A 14,400-nucleotide genomic window follows, 5' to 3' on the forward strand; every position below is an offset into this window, starting at 1 on the left:
TTCCAGGCCGGTGCATCGTGCCAAGACCCGAAAAGCGGTTCCCACTTTTCGGGTCTCATTTTTATTTTTTCTTACGCTCGACTTATCCGAAAAGCGACTCCCACTTTTCGGGTCTCATTTTTATTTTTTCTTACGTTCGACTTATCCGAAAAGCGGTTCCCACTTTTCGGGTCTCACTTCACCCCCCCGACCGAGCCGGATCACGCCCCGCGTCCCGCTCGCGCAGCCATGCCGCCACCGTGGGGTTGACCGTGCCCTCTTCGCTTTCCGAAGCCTCGCCGGAGGGACGGCCGGACGCGCCCCGGCCCTGCCCCAGCTCCAGGCGCCGCTCCAGGTGGCGCGTGGTAAAAAAGGCCGCCGCCACGCCAAACACGGCGGTGGCCAATCCGTCGGGCATCTGGGCATAAGCCTGCATGACGCGGACAAACCCCTCGGGATCAAGGGGAGCCCAGGCCATCAGGGCCACGGCACCGGCAGCCATCACCGGGCGCGGCAAGCGGTTGAAGGCATCCCAGAAGGCATCCCACCGGGTCCGGGGAGGCGTGGCCTCCGACGCGGGGAAGCCCTCCCGCGCCCCCGTTGATTCCGACGCCACCGGATCGGCGCAAGGCCCGGGCAAACGGCTCAAGACCTCGCCCAGGGTGGTGGCGAGAAGCCCGGCCGGCCCTCGCAATAAAGACGTGAACATGGGGAATCCTCCTTGCGCATCGGCCGCTCCCGTGCCCCCGGGCGGCTCGCGGCGTGGATCAGCTCTGGCGAAATCCGTTGGCGCGGGCCAGCCAGCCGGCAAGAAAAACCCGCTGTGACGGGCGCCGGGCCACCAGGGCCCGCAGCCAGGCCACCCGTTCATCGCACAACGCATTCATCATCAAGGCGGCCCCAAGGGTCCGCACGGCAGCCCGGGCCGCGCGCGCGGTCCGGGGCCCCACGCGCCCATCCTCGACCAGTGGTTCGTGCCCGCCCACGGCCGTGGGATCAGCCTGCCCCAGCGCGTTCAAAACCCGTTGCAAGGCGAGGACCGGCCGGGTGGGGCCGCTGTTGACCGCCCAATCGACGAGAACCGGGGCCAAGGAATCGGGCAACGCCGCGAACCCGGGTGCTTCGTAAAAATCCCGACGATACAGGGCCATGGCCTGAGCAGGGGTCACGGCGCGCACGTCATCGGGGTCGGTGTCGCCGTCCCCATCCAGATCCAGGCCAATCCCTTGGGCATACCGCAGGGAGATCCCCCACTGGGTGGGGCCGCCCGTATCGGCGGGATGGGCCACGAATCCCCCCTCGCGCCGCACGATATCGAGCAGGAGGCGGTTCAGCGGCGAGGACGAGGAGAAATCCTGGGCGCTGGACACCGACGTCATCGGACGGCCTTTCCCGGATCGAAGTAAGGACGCGCGCCCGCCACGGGCCCGGCAAGGGCGTTCAGGGCCCGCGCGGCCTGGGTCAACGCGACGGAGACCCGGGCCAGCCCCCGCGCGTCGCAAAGCGGATCAAGACGTTCGGCGTTCTCCAGGGCCGCGTGAAGGGCGTCAAGAAGCTGACCATGGGACTGCCAGGAGGCCGGCAAGGAAGCCGGCAAGGAAGCCGGCAAGGACTCGGGGGCCCGATCGGACGACTCCCCCCCCTCGCGGAAGCCCCGGCCCGGTTCGATTGTTGATCCGTCTACAACGCCTGCCATCACACACCCCTTTGCTGTTTCTGGGCCGGAAGGGTTGCCTGGGGGTACCCCCCGCCTTCCCTCCTTATTGATGTCGTTTCGTCATTCGTGCACCTTCCCTCGCAGGAAGTCAACGATCTTTTTTCACCCGGATCACGGGCAAAGCGCTGCTGGAAAGAGTGCACATCTCGTCTTTAGCAAAACAGCTTCGGAGCCACCACACCTATCTTGAGAGGTGCCATACTAAAAAAACACCCATGCAATGAGGAGGCCGCTCCGGGAAAGGCTTCACCCCCGCCGTTCATCCCCCATCGGATTTTTTCGCTGTCATTGTCGCTCGTTGAAAAGCGAGCGAAAAACAATGACGTTGCCTCATTAACCGGATCGATGATTAATGATCATTTTTCGTGAGACAAGCATCTGCATAAATGCTATTTTGCCCTCATCCGAAGGCCGACGAAAGACACGCAACGATGAATGAAATCGGACAAAGAATCGCGCAGGCCCGCAAGGAGCTGGGGCTTTCCCAATACGCCCTGGCCAATCTCCTCGGCGTCAATCAATCCACGGTCGCCTACTACGAACGGGGACGCAACATCCCAAAGCCTTGGATTGTCGAGGATATTGCCCGGCTTCTGAACGTATCGGCATCGTATCTTCTCTATGGCCGAGAGCACGCCGATCCGCCGGTCCCCATCATGGGCCGTGTGGAAGCGGGGGGGGTTGTGGTCTACGAAGCCGAAACGCCGACCGAAACCGTCGAGGCACCGCCAGGGGTTTCCTCGCGCACGGAAGCGCTGCGGGTGGAAGGGGATGCCCTTTGGCCCGTCTACCGTGCCGGCGATCTTTTGTTTCACGCCGTGGCCGATCTTCACCGCGCCCCGGAAGAGGTGTGGGGACGCGATTGCGTGGTGCGCACCGCCAGCGGCGCCACCTTGGTCCGCCTGGTCAAGCGTGGCCGCACACGAGCCCTGTTCACGCTCGCGGCCTTCAACGCGCCGGACGAGGAAGACGTGGCCCTGGACATGGCCGCGCCGATCCGCTGGATCCGTCGCGGCCTTTAGAGTCCGTCCGTTTCACGTTGAAGCGGACAAACTCCAGATCCCTTTGCTTGAGTATGTCTTTTCGGGAAAAGCGCTGCCACTTTTCCCTGACAAACGCCGGAGCATCGTGCCTGGATCCGGTTCAACGCACGATGCCCTAGACGGGCGCGACGTGCTCCATCTCGGGGGCGGCCTCGACTCGACTGTCCGCCGCCGGCAACAAAAGGTGCATGGTCGTGCCTTCGCCGGAACGGGATTCCAGCCACACCCGCCCGCCACGCCGCTCGATAATGCGCTTGACGATGGCAAGCCCCAATCCCGTTCCCTCGACGCTCTCGCGCGAATGCAGGCGCCAGAACAGATCGAACACCCGTTCACGGTCCTGGACCGGGATCCCGATGCCATTGTCGCTCACGGTCACATGCCACATCGCCCCTTCCGCGCGCTGGCTCGCGAGACAGACCTGCGGGGTTTCGTTGGGACGGGAAAACTTGATGGCGTTGCCAATCAGGTTCGCGAAAAGGCGTTCCATTTCCGACGGGACACCCAGGACGATGGGCAGCCCTTCCGCCTTGATGACCGCGCCGGACTCGCGAATCGTATCCTTCAGGTCTTCTTGCACCCGCGCCAGGGTCTCGTCCAGGGCCACCGGCACCAGGTCCGCCACCCCTTTCTCGATCCGGGCGTATTCCAGGATGCCTTCGATCATCTTGTGGATGCGCCGCGCGCCCTCCAGGGCATAGGAAAGAAACTCGCGCCCCTCCGGCCCCAGGTCATCGCCATGGCGCCGCGCCAGCAAGTTGACGTAGGACGCCACCATGCGCACCGGTTCCTTGAGGTCGTGCGAGGCGATGAAGGCAAAGCGCTCCAACTCGGCATTGGAGCGGCGCAACTCTTCAATCAGCTGTTCCTTGCGTCGCCCCTCCTCGCGCTCGACGGTCACGTCGCGCAAGACCCACACGGTTTCCGCCACCGGCGCCGTGGTCGCCACCAAGGCCCCCTTGATTTCCACCCAGAACCGCTCCCCGGTCCGGCGCTGGAACAGATGCTCGGCCGTCACCACCTTGCCCGCCCGGATCAAGGGGACCCCATGCTCGGTGAGCGCCTGGTAGCCTTCGTCGGAGGCGAAGAGCACGCGGGTATCCATGCCCTCCATGTCCTGGGGCTCGTAGCCGAACATCTGGGCCAGGGCTTGATTGACCTGAAGAATCGTGCCGCCGTGCAACAGGGCCAGCCCTTCGACCGCCTGCTGGAACACCGCCGCCTGCTTGGCCACCGCCGTGGTGAGCAGGGCCTCGGCACGCATGCGCCGCAAGGAATCGACCAGAACGGCCGCCACCGGCCGCAGCGTGTCCAGATCCCGCTCCGGGGTCGGGGACGGCGGCCCGTCGCGTCGCGCCAGGCACAACACCCCGTAGGGCTGTTTTCCCGCCCGCAAGGGCACCAACCCCAGCCACGCCATGCCCGCTTCGCGAAAAACCGTCTCCAGATCCGAGGCCGCCGCCACCTCGTCCCGGCGGAGGGAAAGGGGCAGTTCCGCCGCGCGGTTGACCTCGCGCAGCAAGGGCGTCAAGCGTGCTTCCATGCCGGGACGGCACAAGGGACAGTCTTGCGCCGGATGACACGCCACCACCCGCGGCGCCTCGCCCTCCACGGCCACCAGGCATGCCACGTCAACCCCGGCATGCCCCGCCAGCAGGCCCAGGGCCTCGGTGCTCACGGGGGTTTCCTCGGCGGCGCTGGCCCGGGCGAAGCCGGCGGAAATCGCCAGCAGCAGTTCCTCGAACCGCAGGCGGTCTTGCAAGCTCGCGGTCAGTCGGACCCGTTCGCTGACATCGCGCAAGATCGCGACGCTGGCCGCCTCGCCTTCCCAGGTTACCGACGATGCCCGCATCTCGGCGATGCGGGCTTCTCCGGCCAGGGGCACGTCCAGCTCAACCGTCTGGCCGTGCACCAGGGGGTGCCCGAAGGGAAGCCCTTCCAGGGCCTCCGGCCTGCTGCGAAACAGGTCGCCGGCCGCGTCGTTCGCATACAAAATATCGCCGGCGTGACCGATGACCAGAATGGCGTCGGTCGCCGCCTCGACCAGTGCCCGGAAGTCTCGTTCTCCCGAGGCGCCGAAGGTCATCAGCGCGCCCCTTCGGTGAACAGACCCTCCAGCCGGTCCGCCTCGGACGTGGTGACATGGTGCGGATTGCCGGCCAGGATCCCGGTCATGTTGCGGAACGGCCGCCCGATGTGCATCCCGGTGCCGTCGATGTTGAATTCGCGGATTTCCTTGTCGTGGAACGATCCGCGCATTTTCAGCACCATGACGCCCCGGCTGATCTCGCCGAAGGTCTCGACGTAGCGCAACAAGATGATGCTGTCGGTGATCGACGAAATATGCGTTTCGGTCACCGAGGATCCGCCCATCAAGGTTGGCGTGTTCGAGGTGAACAAGGCCGCGATTTCGCCATGCTTGATGAACGAGGTGAGGCCGATCACGAACTCACGGAACCCGCGATCCGACGAAATGCGCTCGATGGCCGACAGGCTGTCAATGGCCAGGCGGTCGGGTTTGAACTCCTCGATCACCTGCTTGATGGTGATCATGTGATCCTCGATCGAGGCCACCTCGGGATAGTCGCAAACCACGCGCAGCTGGCCCGATTCCTCGGCCGACTTGAAATCCACCCCCCAGCCCGACGCGTTGCGGAACAGTTGCTGGCGGCTTTCCTCGAAGGCGAACAGCAAGCAGCGCTCGCCGGCCATCAGGCCACCATTCAGGAAATGGGTGCACATCAAGGTCTTGCCGGTCCCGGTCGCGCCCGAGACCAGCACGATCGAATCGCGGAAGAAGCCGCCGCCGCACATGTCGTCCAGGTCGCCGGACCCCGAGGGGATGCGCAGCTCGGAGGAACTTTGGCGCAGTTCGATCGCCGACAGCGGAATGACCTGAATCCCGGCCCCGGGCAGGATGGCGAAGGGGAACTCGCCCTTCTGGTGGTAGGCGCCCCGGAACTTCAAGACCTCGCACGTGCGCCGGCGGCGCTCGCCGTCCTTGACGTTGCGCACGATCACCACGTTGTCGGCCACGAATTCCTCGATGCCCTGGCGGGTCAGGGGGCCTTCGTCGTTCTCGCGCTCGGCGGTCATGATGGTGGTCACCCCCATGGCCTTGAGGGCGGCCGAAATCCGCAAAAGCTCGTTGCGCAAGATGGAGGCTTCCCCCAGGCGCGTGAACACCGCCCCCAGGGAATCCAGCACCACGCGCTTGGCGTTGACGGTGCGCACCGCGTGCTCGATCCGGGCGAGCAGGGCGCCAAGATCGAAGGCCCCCACCACCTCGCCGTCATCAAGCGGGCGCGGCGCCGCGTCCACGAAGGCCCACATCCCTTCGCGTTCCCAGCGCGCGATATCCCAGCCGAATCCCGACACGTTATGCCGGATGTCGCCGATCATCTCTTCGAAGGTGACGAAAACCGCCCCCTGCCGCGCCTGTTCAATGCCCGCGGCCAGGAACTGGATCGAAAAAATGGTTTTCGCGCTGCCCGCCGTGCCGACCAGCAAGGTGGTGCGTCCCCGGGGCAGACCCCCGTAGGCAATCAGGTCGAAACCGGGGATTCCCGTCGACTGTTTTTCAATTTCGTTGACGGAAGGCTGCTTCATGGTGCGTTTCCCGCTTTCGAGCGTCACGAGGCCTGATTAGGTAAATTCAAGATGCGACGAACTTGCTCCAGATCGTCAAGGTCGCCAACCACGCGGCGCGTGGGCGGGGGATGATCGCGGATCAGGGTCGGCGTGGCCAGGATGCGCACCAGTTCCGCCTCGGCCGGATTGAGAACCACATCGACCACCCGTGCCTCGCAGGCCTCGCCCAGCGTGATCCGGATCCGGTCCAGCGCGCGCAGCGCGTTTTGCGACCGGATGGTTTCCCCGCAGATGTACAGGGTCAGGCGGATCGGTTCGGTCATTTCTGATACCCCTTCTCCCCCCGCCTGATGGGCGCGCCCATGACTCTCATCCGGTAATGGTTTGCCAGATGGCCCATCAACTGCAAAACCAGCAACCGCAACTCCTCCATCATCACGGCCCGCCGTTTTGCCGGGCCCGAGGAGTCGCGGGCCCGCAACACGGTCACGTACAGATCGATCACGTCCCGGGGTCCGGCCCGCGCGAACCCCAGGGTATCGGCCAGGGCCTGCAACTCGGTGTCGACGCCGTGGCCCGATCCATAGATCCGGTCTTCCACCGCCTGGTCGACCAGATCGTTCAGCCTGCGCAAGGACGAGGTATATAGATCCGGAAGCACGTCGCGCAAGGCGGTACTGCCGAAGCTGCGCGCGGTCACGGTCATGGTCCCGCCCGAGATCATCCGGCCCAGGCGATCGGCCTCGCCTTCCCAGCCGGCCCGCACCGCGTTGTCGCGGGAAACCTCGTGGGCCCGGTGGCGCCAGATGATGCGCAAGATCAGGGCCTGGGGGTCGAAACTGGACCCCAGCACCCAGTCCTCGGCCCCGGCGCTCATCGCGACCAGTCCCAGGTCATCGTTGCCGTTTTCCAGAACGACCAGCACCGGCGCGGCTCCCACCCGCCGCCCCACCGCCACCGCGAGATCATCGGGAGCGATATCGGCCCCCACCACCATGACCAGAAGATCCACCCGGGGCTCGCCAGGAGCCAGGGGCGTCGCCTCGGTTTCAACCCAGGCGTCGGGCAGCATGGTCTGGATGCGCCGGGCGATGGGCTGCGCCACCCCCTCGTGCAAGCCGGCGACCAAAATCCTCAACCGGTCGGGTCTGTCCCCTGCGGTCTGGTTCATGACATACACGCTCGCTTCAACGCCTGGAGGCCACGCCGTGGCCGGTCGGGAAACGGGTTCACGGCCACCCCGCAACCCATGAACTGATCGCACGCCACAAGGAGACGCCAGGAAAGCCCTGTGCACGTCGTCCGTTCGCTGGCCGCCCGGAGATTCGCGTCCGGGCTGGGCCCCTGTCTAAAGCGCGCCATGCCCGACCGCAACCGCGGCCCGACCAACTCCTCGCCCCCGGAGTATCCTGGGGGACGAGCAGCGCCCTTGCATGAGGAGAGTCGTTATTCCCGGCCCAGGATACAAAGGATACCATGAGGAATGCTTGCGGACCTACCGAAAAGGGAAACCCGGGCACCCCGGCCGGCCTCCTTCAGATCAGGCCGGCTTTCGTGCGCGGATCGACATCGGGGTCCTTCAACTTGCGCACCACCGCCTTCAGGCGGGGGTCGGCCGGATCGGGCAGGACAATGCGCAGATGCACCAGCAAGTCGCCCCGGACCGCGTCCTCGGCCGGGATGCCCTTGCCGCGCAGCCGCAGCACGGTGCCGGTGTTGGAATCCTCGGGCACGGTCAGGGTCACCAGCCCTTCCAGGGTCGGCACGGTGATGCGCGCGCCCAGCACCGCCTCGCGCAAGGTCACGGGAATTTCGGCGATCACGTTGCGCTCGTCGCGGCGGAACACCGGATGCTCGCGCACCCCGATTTCCACCAGGGCGTCGCCCGCCGCGCCCCCGGCGATGCCGGCCGCGCCCTGGCCCTTCAGGCGCAAGGTATGGCCATCCTCCCAGCCCGGGGGAATGCGCACGTCCAGCGTCTTGCGGTTGGTCAGGGTGATGCGTCGGGTGCAGCCCAGCGCCGCCTCCTCGAACGACACCTTCAAGCGGTAATGGGCATCCTGGCCGCGCTGGGGCCGCAGCCCCGCGCCGGCCCCGTTGGCGTCGCCGGCGCCCCGGCTGGCGCGGCGGAACATATCGGAAAACAGGTCATCCTCGCCAAAACCCGCCCCGGGCTTGAACCCCTCGCCCCGGTCGCCCGCCGGTCGGCGCGAGCGAAAGCCAAAGCCCCCCGTGCCCGGTCCCGGCCGGTAGGTCCGCTCGTTCCCCTGGGCGTCGATCTCGCCGCGATCGAAGCGGGCGCGGCGCTGGGGGTCGGACAGCAGATGGTACGCCGACGACACTTCCTTGAAGCGTTCCTCGGCGCGGGGATCGCTGCGGTTCACGTCCGGGTGCATGGACCGCGCGAGCTTGCGATAGGCATTCTTGACCTCGTCCGGGGTGGCCGTTCGCGCCACCCCCAGCACGACATAGGGATCTCTCATCGTCGGTTCCGTTCCTGGCCGACCGGCCCGGAAAAACCGGCCGGCCGCGTATCGTATCCGTCCCGGGTCTTGTGATCCAGGGGCGGTTGTCGCACTGTTGAACCCTGCCGGGTCCCTGGGGCCCGGTTATCCTGATCTTGGATCGTCCTTCATCATGAGCAACCTGGAAGACAACGACCCCTTTGCCTTGTTCGCGACCTGGCTGGCCGATGCCGAACAAAGCGAACCCAACGATCCCACCGCCATGGCGCTTGCCACCGCCACGCCCGAGGGGCGGCCCAGCGTGCGAATGGTCCTTCTCAAGGACGTCATCCCGGAAACCGGGCCGACGGGGGGATTCATTTTCTATACCAACCTGGAAAGCCGCAAGGGGAAGGAACTGGCCGCCAACCCCCACGTCGCGCTGTGCTTCCATTGGAAAAGCCTGCGCCGCCAGATCCGCGTCGAGGGCCCGGCGGTGCCCGTCGAGCCCGAGCGCGCCGATGCCTATTTCGCGTCGCGCTCGCGCGAAAGCCGGCTCGGGGCCTGGGCGTCCGACCAGTCGCGGCCGATGGAAGGCCGCTGGACGCTGGAACGCCGCCTGGCCGCCGTCACCGCCCGCTTTGGCCTGGGCCCGGTGCCCCGTCCGCCCCACTGGTCGGGCTGGCGCGTGATCCCTGAAACCATCGAGTTCTGGCACGATCGGCAGTTCCGCCTTCACGACCGCGTGGTCTGGCACGCCACCGAAGGCGGCTGGCGCACCGAACGCCTGTTCCCCTGACCCCCTCACCTCCCGCGAGACCGCCATGACCACCACCGCCCCGCCCCCTTCGGACCGGCTCGATCCCCAGCATGCGGGGCGCCTGATGCGACGCGCGAGCCAGGCCTCGGTCACGGTGGCCGCCATCTTGGTGGCGGCCAAGCTGGGGGCATGGCTGATGACCGATTCGGTGGCCGTGCTCTCGACCCTGATCGACAGCCTGCTGGACGCCGCCGCCTCGCTGGTGACGCTGGTCGCGGTGCGCCAGGCCCTGACCCCCGCCGACGAGGAGCACCGCTTCGGGCATGGCAAGGCGGAGCCGCTGGCGGGCCTGGGGCAATCGGCGTTCATCGCCGGATCGGGCGCCCTTTTGCTGATGCAGGCCATTGCCCGCCTGGTCGAGCCGGCCCCGGTGCGCGACGGGATGGTGGGCATCGCCGTCATGGGGCTGTCCATCGCGCTGACCTTGCTCCTGGTCACCTTTCAGCGCCATGTGATCCGCAAGACCGGATCGGTCGCCATCGGGGCCGACAGCCTGCACTACACCGGCGACCTGCTCACCAATCTGGCCGTTATCGCCTCGCTCCTGGTGGGCATGGTGGTGGACATTCCCCGCCTGGATCCCCTGCTGGCCCTGGGCATCGCGGCGTACCTGATGGCCAACGCCTGGACCATCGGCGTGCGGAGCATTCATCTGCTGATGGACAGCGAACTCCCCGATGCCGACCGCGACCATATCCTGGACCTGTGCCGGCGTCATCCGCAGGTGCGCGACGTTCACGACCTGCGCACCCGCTCGTCCGGTCCGCTGACTTTCATTCAGCTGCACCTGGAACTGGACGCGGGGCAAACCCTGTTGTCCGCCCACGCGGTCGCGGTTGAGGTCGAAGCCGCGCTGCATGAGGCCTTTCCCAATGCCGACATCTTGATTCACCAGGACCCGGCCGGCCTGCGCGAGAACAACCATCCTCCCTTTGCCTACCAGGACCGGGTGTCCGCCCCGTCCGAACCCGCCCCCGGCTGACCCCACCCCCTCACACCGGCCCCGGGGGCACGGGGTGTTGCAGCCGGGCCAGCAGCGTGGACAAGGTGGTTTCGGTCATTCCCAAGGCCTCGTCGGAAAGCCCTTCCCCCAGGACGGCCGCCCAGTCGTCGCACCGCCGGGTGGCCTCGGCGTAGCGGTGCTCCCCCAAGCCGGTCAGGGCGTACAGGGGGGAGCGTTCATGAGACGGGTTCACGCGCCGCTCAACGACCCCTTCCTCCAGCAACAGGTTCAACTGCTTTTGCACGCCCTGGCGCGTGATTCCCATCGCCTCGGCGATCTGCGGCGCGCTCAGGGCCCGGCCAGCCAGCGCCAGGGCGCCCAGCACCTGCCAGCGCGCGCTGGTGAGATCAAGCCCGGCGACAAGGCGGTCCCCTTGCTCCAGCAATCGCCCGTTGAGCCGAAAAATCAACACCATGATGTCGGCCAGCACCTTTTCCCGGGAACGGGTCATCGCGTCCTCTAGGCTGTGTCTCCTTATCCTCTCGAATGCTCCCCTAACGACAACTCGTTGTCAAATGTGATTGACGCGCCGCCCCCTCATTGGTAACCAGTTGTCATGTCGTGCCTCCCCTCTGCGGGAACTCTTCCCTCTTCATGACAGGAGCAGCGCACATGATGAACAGACTCCACCCCATCGCCGGTTTCGTCGCCTTGATAACCCTGGTTGTTTTCTGGGGGGCAACCCTGGTCGCCGAGGTCTTCCTGGACGACGGGGCCATTCGGCAGGTCAAGGCCCTGATCGTCGATGGCCTCTTTGTTCTGATTCCCGCCATGGCGTTGGCCGGCCTGAGCGGTCGGGTCCTGTCACGGGGGCGCGCAATGCCCCTTGCGGACGCCAAGACAAAAAGCATGAAGATCCTGGCCCTGAACGGCTTTTTGATCATGATCCCGGCGGCTTTGTTTTTGAAGGCCAAGGCCACCGCCGGAGAGATCGATTCCCTATTCTATCTCGTTCAAGCCATTGAGCTTGGAGTCGGCCTTGTCCAAATGAGACTTGTTTTTCTCAACATAAGGACGGGGTTGCATCTTGCCGGCCGCACGGTCGATGCCTCGTCTCCCTGATCGCCCCGTCCCTTTCCCCGCCCCCCCATCCCTCCCGGCTGGAGTCAAAACAGTTCGATGGCGGGGCCCCCGGCATCCTTGGTGGTGCCGTCCTGATGACTGGCCTGCAATTCGGCGCGGACAAAGGCGAGGGTCTCTTCCAGGAACTGATGGGCCAGCGCCCGCTGATCGGCGGAGGTCAGGCGTCCCTGATCTCCCGCCTCCAGCTTGAACTCCTGAAGGTCCTGGTTCATGCGCTCGCAACAGGCCACCTGGGCACACAAACGCCGGCGCACCACGTCCTGGAACTGGATGGCGCCCACCATTTGCATGATCGGCTGCGCCAGGCGCTCGTTTTCATACTGGACCTTGGCCAGGGTATCGCGCTGATGGCTGATCAGCTTTTCGAGGTTATCGGTCAGTTCCTTGACCGCCTCGGAAATAATGGCGAACCCGTCTTCCTCGTGGGCCAGACGATCGCCGACCACGGCGCTCAGGCTGTTTTGCACCGCCTGCTCCAGGTTGGCGATGCCCTCGCCGATGGTCACGGCCGCCTGGTCCGAGGCCTGGGACAGGTCCTTGACCTCGGCGGCGACAATGGCGAATCCCCGGCCCGCGTTCCCGGCCCGCACCGCCTCGATGGTGGCGTTCAGGGCCAGCATGCGGGTTTGATGGGCAATGCCGCGCACGGTCTGCACGGCGGCGGCCAGCACGTCCACCTCCTGGCCGATCTTGTCCATCGCGTCTTGAATCCGTGCTGACTGCCGGTCGCGCTCCTCGGCAAAGCCATCGATCAGGGTCTGGCTTCGGCTCAACTGGCTTTCGGCGCTTTCGATGATGCGCACCACCCGTTCGTTGGAGTTGGTGGCGGCAATGAAGCTCAGCAGGCTTCCCATGCCGTTTTCCACTTCATGCAGCTCGTCCATCAAGGTGGCGGCATTCGAATCGGTGTCGCTGATGACCTCGCGGGTTTCCTCGCCCATGAGCCGGGAAAAATCGCGCCACGCCCCAATGGAACGCATCAGGCATGCCGAGCATGCGTCATCCGCCCCGGCGGCGTCCTGCTCCAGGGGCGGACCCGCCACCGCCTCCTTCCTGGCTGGTTCCGGGCCTCGCGCCGAGGCAACCGCCGGCTCGGCGGGTGCGTCGGGAAGAGAATCGGGCGGCCCCTTGCGTCTTCCCACCCCCACCAGCACCACCGCGAAAAGCAAGGCGGCGATCGCCGGAAAAACAAAGCGAACCTCTTCCCAAGGCAGGGCATGGGCCACGGATTCGCCCAGGATCTGCCCGGCTGCCACCAGAAGCGGAGCGGCCAGGCAAATCAGGCCCGAAACGTACCAAGAAGACCGTGCGAGCGTCATGTCTTGCTTCCCTCGTTCCCGCTTGCGTTCCACAAGACGGCCCAGGCCGAATCCTCTTCCGCCGGGGCGGCGTCAGGGCTCGCGGGGCGCAAGTACACATCGAATATCGCGCCGTGGCCGGTGCCGGCGCGGGGCAGGATGCCACCGCCCCACGACTGCACGATGCTGCGCACGATGGCGAGGCCCAGACCGGTCCCCTTGCCAATGTCCTTGGTGGTAAAGAACGGATCGAAAATCCGGCTCATGATGGTGGGATCGATGCCGGGCCCGTCGTCGATCACGCTCAAGCGGACATACCGTCCGGCGGGAAGGCCCAAAAGCAGGGCCTCGGTATCGGTCAGATCGGCGCGCCGTCCTTCCAGGGTCACGTGGACCGAGGCCCCCCCCGCATCCAGGGCGTTCTTGGCCAGATTACGCACCACGTGCCCCAGCTCCGAGCGGTTGGCGTAAACCCACAGCGCTTCGTCGTCGGGAAGAACCACGTTCACATGGACCGGATCGCGCTGACTGTGGCGCAGGCTTTCAACCTCGTCACGCAAGGTCGGATCCAGGTTCAGGGCCACCGGCGCCGGGGCGCTGCGCCGGGCAAAGGAAAGGATGTCGCGCACCACGTTGGCGGCCCGGTGGGCACAGTCCAGCACCACGCCCAGATCGGTGGCCGCCTCCGAGGCCTCGTCCTGGTCTTCCAGGGTCATCTGGGTCAAGGTCACGATGGGTTGTAGCAAATTATTGATTTCGTGGGCGATTCCTCCCGCCAGCTGCCCCAGGCTTTCCAGCTTGCGGCGCTGGAACTCGGCATCGCGCAGCATGCGCGCGGTGGTGACGTCGTGAATGCCGATAATGCCGCTGCCGTCGCGGAAGGGACACAGCACGGCCCGGAAATGGTGCGGCGCGGTCAGGCGCGGGGACAGGTCGAAGGCCAGCAGGCGCCGGGCGGCCAGGGCGCGCCGGGCTTCCTCTTGCTGATGCTCCTCGCAAGCAACCAAAATCATGTCGGAAACCGAGGACACCCGCATCCCCCCGGGCAAGGCGGCGGCGTCAAGGCTGCCATCGGCCTCGAAGCGCAGGAACAAAGGCGGCGGTGGCGCCATGAAATCGGGAGACTCGGCGGGAAGCGCCACCTCGTAGGTGGCCATGCGCCAGCCGATCAGGGCCTGGGCCAGACAGGTCACGGCGTCGGCGATCAGGGCCGCCTCGGGAAGCGTGCCCTGGGCTAGGTCCTCGGTCAGAACGGCCGCGTGAACATCCAGCAGGCTTTCGGGCGGCAAGGCGGTGACCGCCATCAGGCGCCCCACGTCCATGGCCTCGCTCAAACAGGCCTCGTCGCCCGAACGCCCATAGGTCCTCTGGATTTTCCCATACCAGTCAAGAGGGTTCATGATGATCGGACCGGTTTCCATG

15 protein-coding genes are annotated in these 14,400 nt (G+C 66.0%); 4 read left to right on the forward strand and 11 right to left on the reverse strand.

Annotated elements, in window-relative coordinates; translation table 11 throughout:
• Positions 1–178: 178 nt before the first annotated feature.
• The 3 genes from ROR02_RS07235 to ROR02_RS07245 are packed head-to-tail and all read right to left on the reverse strand — an operon-like array spanning position 179 to position 1,675.
• Complete coding sequence (locus ROR02_RS07235; RefSeq protein WP_147163352.1) at positions 179–688, reverse strand: 3TM-type holin; 510 nt, start codon at positions 686–688, stop codon at positions 179–181.
• 58 nt (positions 689–746) lie between these two features.
• Positions 747–1,358: a glycoside hydrolase family 108 protein gene (locus tag ROR02_RS07240; RefSeq protein ID WP_147163353.1), complete on the reverse strand. Its 612-nt coding sequence runs from the start codon at positions 1,356–1,358 to the stop codon at positions 747–749.
• Entirely contained in the window at positions 1,355–1,675 is a 321-nt protein-coding gene (locus tag ROR02_RS07245) for a hypothetical protein (protein WP_246135446.1), read from the reverse strand. Before ROR02_RS07245 ends, ROR02_RS07240 begins: the two co-directional genes overlap by 4 nt.
• 452 nt (positions 1,676–2,127) lie before the next feature.
• Here ROR02_RS07245 and ROR02_RS07250 point away from each other — a divergent pair, with 452 nt between their 5' ends.
• A complete protein-coding gene (locus ROR02_RS07250; protein WP_147163354.1) occupies positions 2,128–2,718 on the forward strand; it encodes an XRE family transcriptional regulator in 591 nt (196 codons plus the stop codon).
• Positions 2,719–2,854: 136 nt separating this feature from the next.
• On the opposite strand, the gene ROR02_RS07255 is transcribed toward ROR02_RS07250, so the two are convergent.
• From ROR02_RS07255 to ROR02_RS07275, 5 genes are all read right to left on the reverse strand, one after another.
• On the reverse strand, positions 2,855–4,825 hold the full coding sequence (locus tag ROR02_RS07255; RefSeq protein WP_147163355.1) for an ATP-binding protein: 1,971 nt from the start codon (positions 4,823–4,825) through the stop codon (positions 2,855–2,857).
• On the reverse strand, positions 4,825–6,348 hold the full coding sequence (gene kaiC, locus ROR02_RS07260) for a circadian clock protein KaiC (RefSeq protein ID WP_147163356.1): 1,524 nt from the start codon (positions 6,346–6,348) through the stop codon (positions 4,825–4,827). The genes ROR02_RS07255 and kaiC overlap by 1 nt, the downstream gene beginning before the upstream one ends.
• Positions 6,349–6,371: 23 nt before the next feature.
• Positions 6,372–6,653, reverse strand: coding sequence for a circadian clock KaiB family protein (locus ROR02_RS07265; protein WP_147163357.1), 282 nt, complete (start codon positions 6,651–6,653; stop codon positions 6,372–6,374).
• Positions 6,650–7,501: a NarL family two-protein response regulator gene (locus ROR02_RS07270; protein ID WP_147163358.1), complete on the reverse strand. Its 852-nt coding sequence runs from the start codon at positions 7,499–7,501 to the stop codon at positions 6,650–6,652. Before ROR02_RS07270 ends, ROR02_RS07265 begins: the two co-directional genes overlap by 4 nt.
• A gap of 364 nt (positions 7,502–7,865) precedes the next feature.
• Positions 7,866–8,813: a DnaJ C-terminal domain-containing protein gene (locus tag ROR02_RS07275; RefSeq protein WP_147163359.1), complete on the reverse strand. Its 948-nt coding sequence runs from the start codon at positions 8,811–8,813 to the stop codon at positions 7,866–7,868.
• A gap of 154 nt (positions 8,814–8,967) precedes the next feature.
• On the opposite strand from ROR02_RS07275, the gene pdxH reads away from it, so the two are divergent.
• Positions 8,968–9,573 (forward strand): pyridoxamine 5'-phosphate oxidase, encoded by a 606-nt coding sequence (pdxH, locus tag ROR02_RS07280; RefSeq protein ID WP_147163360.1) that lies wholly within the window; start codon positions 8,968–8,970, stop codon positions 9,571–9,573.
• Positions 9,574–9,598: 25 nt separating this feature from the next.
• Positions 9,599–10,576, forward strand: coding sequence for a cation diffusion facilitator family transporter (locus ROR02_RS07285; RefSeq protein ID WP_147163361.1), 978 nt, complete (start codon positions 9,599–9,601; stop codon positions 10,574–10,576).
• A gap of 10 nt (positions 10,577–10,586) precedes the next feature.
• On the opposite strand, the gene ROR02_RS07290 is transcribed toward ROR02_RS07285, so the two are convergent.
• Complete coding sequence (locus ROR02_RS07290; RefSeq protein ID WP_147163362.1) at positions 10,587–11,048, reverse strand: MarR family winged helix-turn-helix transcriptional regulator; 462 nt, start codon at positions 11,046–11,048, stop codon at positions 10,587–10,589.
• A 161-nt stretch (positions 11,049–11,209) separates the two neighbouring features.
• Here ROR02_RS07290 and ROR02_RS07295 point away from each other — a divergent pair, with 161 nt between their 5' ends.
• A complete protein-coding gene (locus ROR02_RS07295; RefSeq protein WP_147163363.1) occupies positions 11,210–11,659 on the forward strand; it encodes a hypothetical protein in 450 nt (149 codons plus the stop codon).
• Positions 11,660–11,703: 44 nt separating this feature from the next.
• Here ROR02_RS07295 and ROR02_RS07300 read toward each other — a convergent pair whose 3' ends face one another.
• The gene (locus ROR02_RS07300; protein ID WP_147163364.1) at positions 11,704–12,999 is read right to left on the reverse strand and encodes a methyl-accepting chemotaxis protein; all 1,296 of its coding nucleotides are present in this window, start codon (positions 12,997–12,999) and stop codon (positions 11,704–11,706) included.
• Positions 12,996–14,399, reverse strand: a complete 1,404-nt coding sequence (locus ROR02_RS07305; protein WP_147163365.1) for a sensor histidine kinase — start codon at positions 14,397–14,399, stop codon at positions 12,996–12,998. Before ROR02_RS07305 ends, ROR02_RS07300 begins: the two co-directional genes overlap by 4 nt.
• Between the last annotated feature and the right edge of the window lies 1 nt (position 14,400).

This window comes from Pararhodospirillum oryzae (assembly GCF_007992075.1).
Classification (GTDB): domain Bacteria; phylum Pseudomonadota; class Alphaproteobacteria; order Rhodospirillales; family Rhodospirillaceae; genus Pararhodospirillum; species Pararhodospirillum oryzae.

Bases quoted from the DNA above. Each gene is read 5' to 3' on its own strand.
- ROR02_RS07235 (WP_147163352.1), bottom strand. From the start codon at position 688: ATGTTCACGTCTTTATTGCGAGGGCCGGCCGGGCTTCTCGCCACCACC.
- ROR02_RS07240 (WP_147163353.1), bottom strand. From the start codon at position 1,358: ATGACGTCGGTGTCCAGCGCCCAGGATTTCTCCTCGTCCTCGCCGCTG.
- ROR02_RS07245 (WP_246135446.1), bottom strand. From the start codon at position 1,675: ATGGCAGGCGTTGTAGACGGATCAACAATCGAACCGGGCCGGGGCTTC.
- ROR02_RS07250 (WP_147163354.1), top strand. From the start codon at position 2,128: ATGAATGAAATCGGACAAAGAATCGCGCAGGCCCGCAAGGAGCTGGGG.
- ROR02_RS07255 (WP_147163355.1), bottom strand. From the start codon at position 4,825: ATGACCTTCGGCGCCTCGGGAGAACGAGACTTCCGGGCACTGGTCGAG.
- kaiC (WP_147163356.1), bottom strand. From the start codon at position 6,348: ATGAAGCAGCCTTCCGTCAACGAAATTGAAAAACAGTCGACGGGAATC.
- ROR02_RS07265 (WP_147163357.1), bottom strand. From the start codon at position 6,653: ATGACCGAACCGATCCGCCTGACCCTGTACATCTGCGGGGAAACCATC.
- ROR02_RS07270 (WP_147163358.1), bottom strand. From the start codon at position 7,501: ATGAACCAGACCGCAGGGGACAGACCCGACCGGTTGAGGATTTTGGTC.
- ROR02_RS07275 (WP_147163359.1), bottom strand. From the start codon at position 8,813: ATGAGAGATCCCTATGTCGTGCTGGGGGTGGCGCGAACGGCCACCCCG.
- pdxH (WP_147163360.1), top strand. From the start codon at position 8,968: ATGAGCAACCTGGAAGACAACGACCCCTTTGCCTTGTTCGCGACCTGG.
- ROR02_RS07285 (WP_147163361.1), top strand. From the start codon at position 9,599: ATGACCACCACCGCCCCGCCCCCTTCGGACCGGCTCGATCCCCAGCAT.
- ROR02_RS07290 (WP_147163362.1), bottom strand. From the start codon at position 11,048: ATGACCCGTTCCCGGGAAAAGGTGCTGGCCGACATCATGGTGTTGATT.
- ROR02_RS07295 (WP_147163363.1), top strand. From the start codon at position 11,210: ATGATGAACAGACTCCACCCCATCGCCGGTTTCGTCGCCTTGATAACC.
- ROR02_RS07300 (WP_147163364.1), bottom strand. From the start codon at position 12,999: ATGACGCTCGCACGGTCTTCTTGGTACGTTTCGGGCCTGATTTGCCTG.
- ROR02_RS07305 (WP_147163365.1), bottom strand. From the start codon at position 14,399: ATGGAAACCGGTCCGATCATCATGAACCCTCTTGACTGGTATGGGAAA.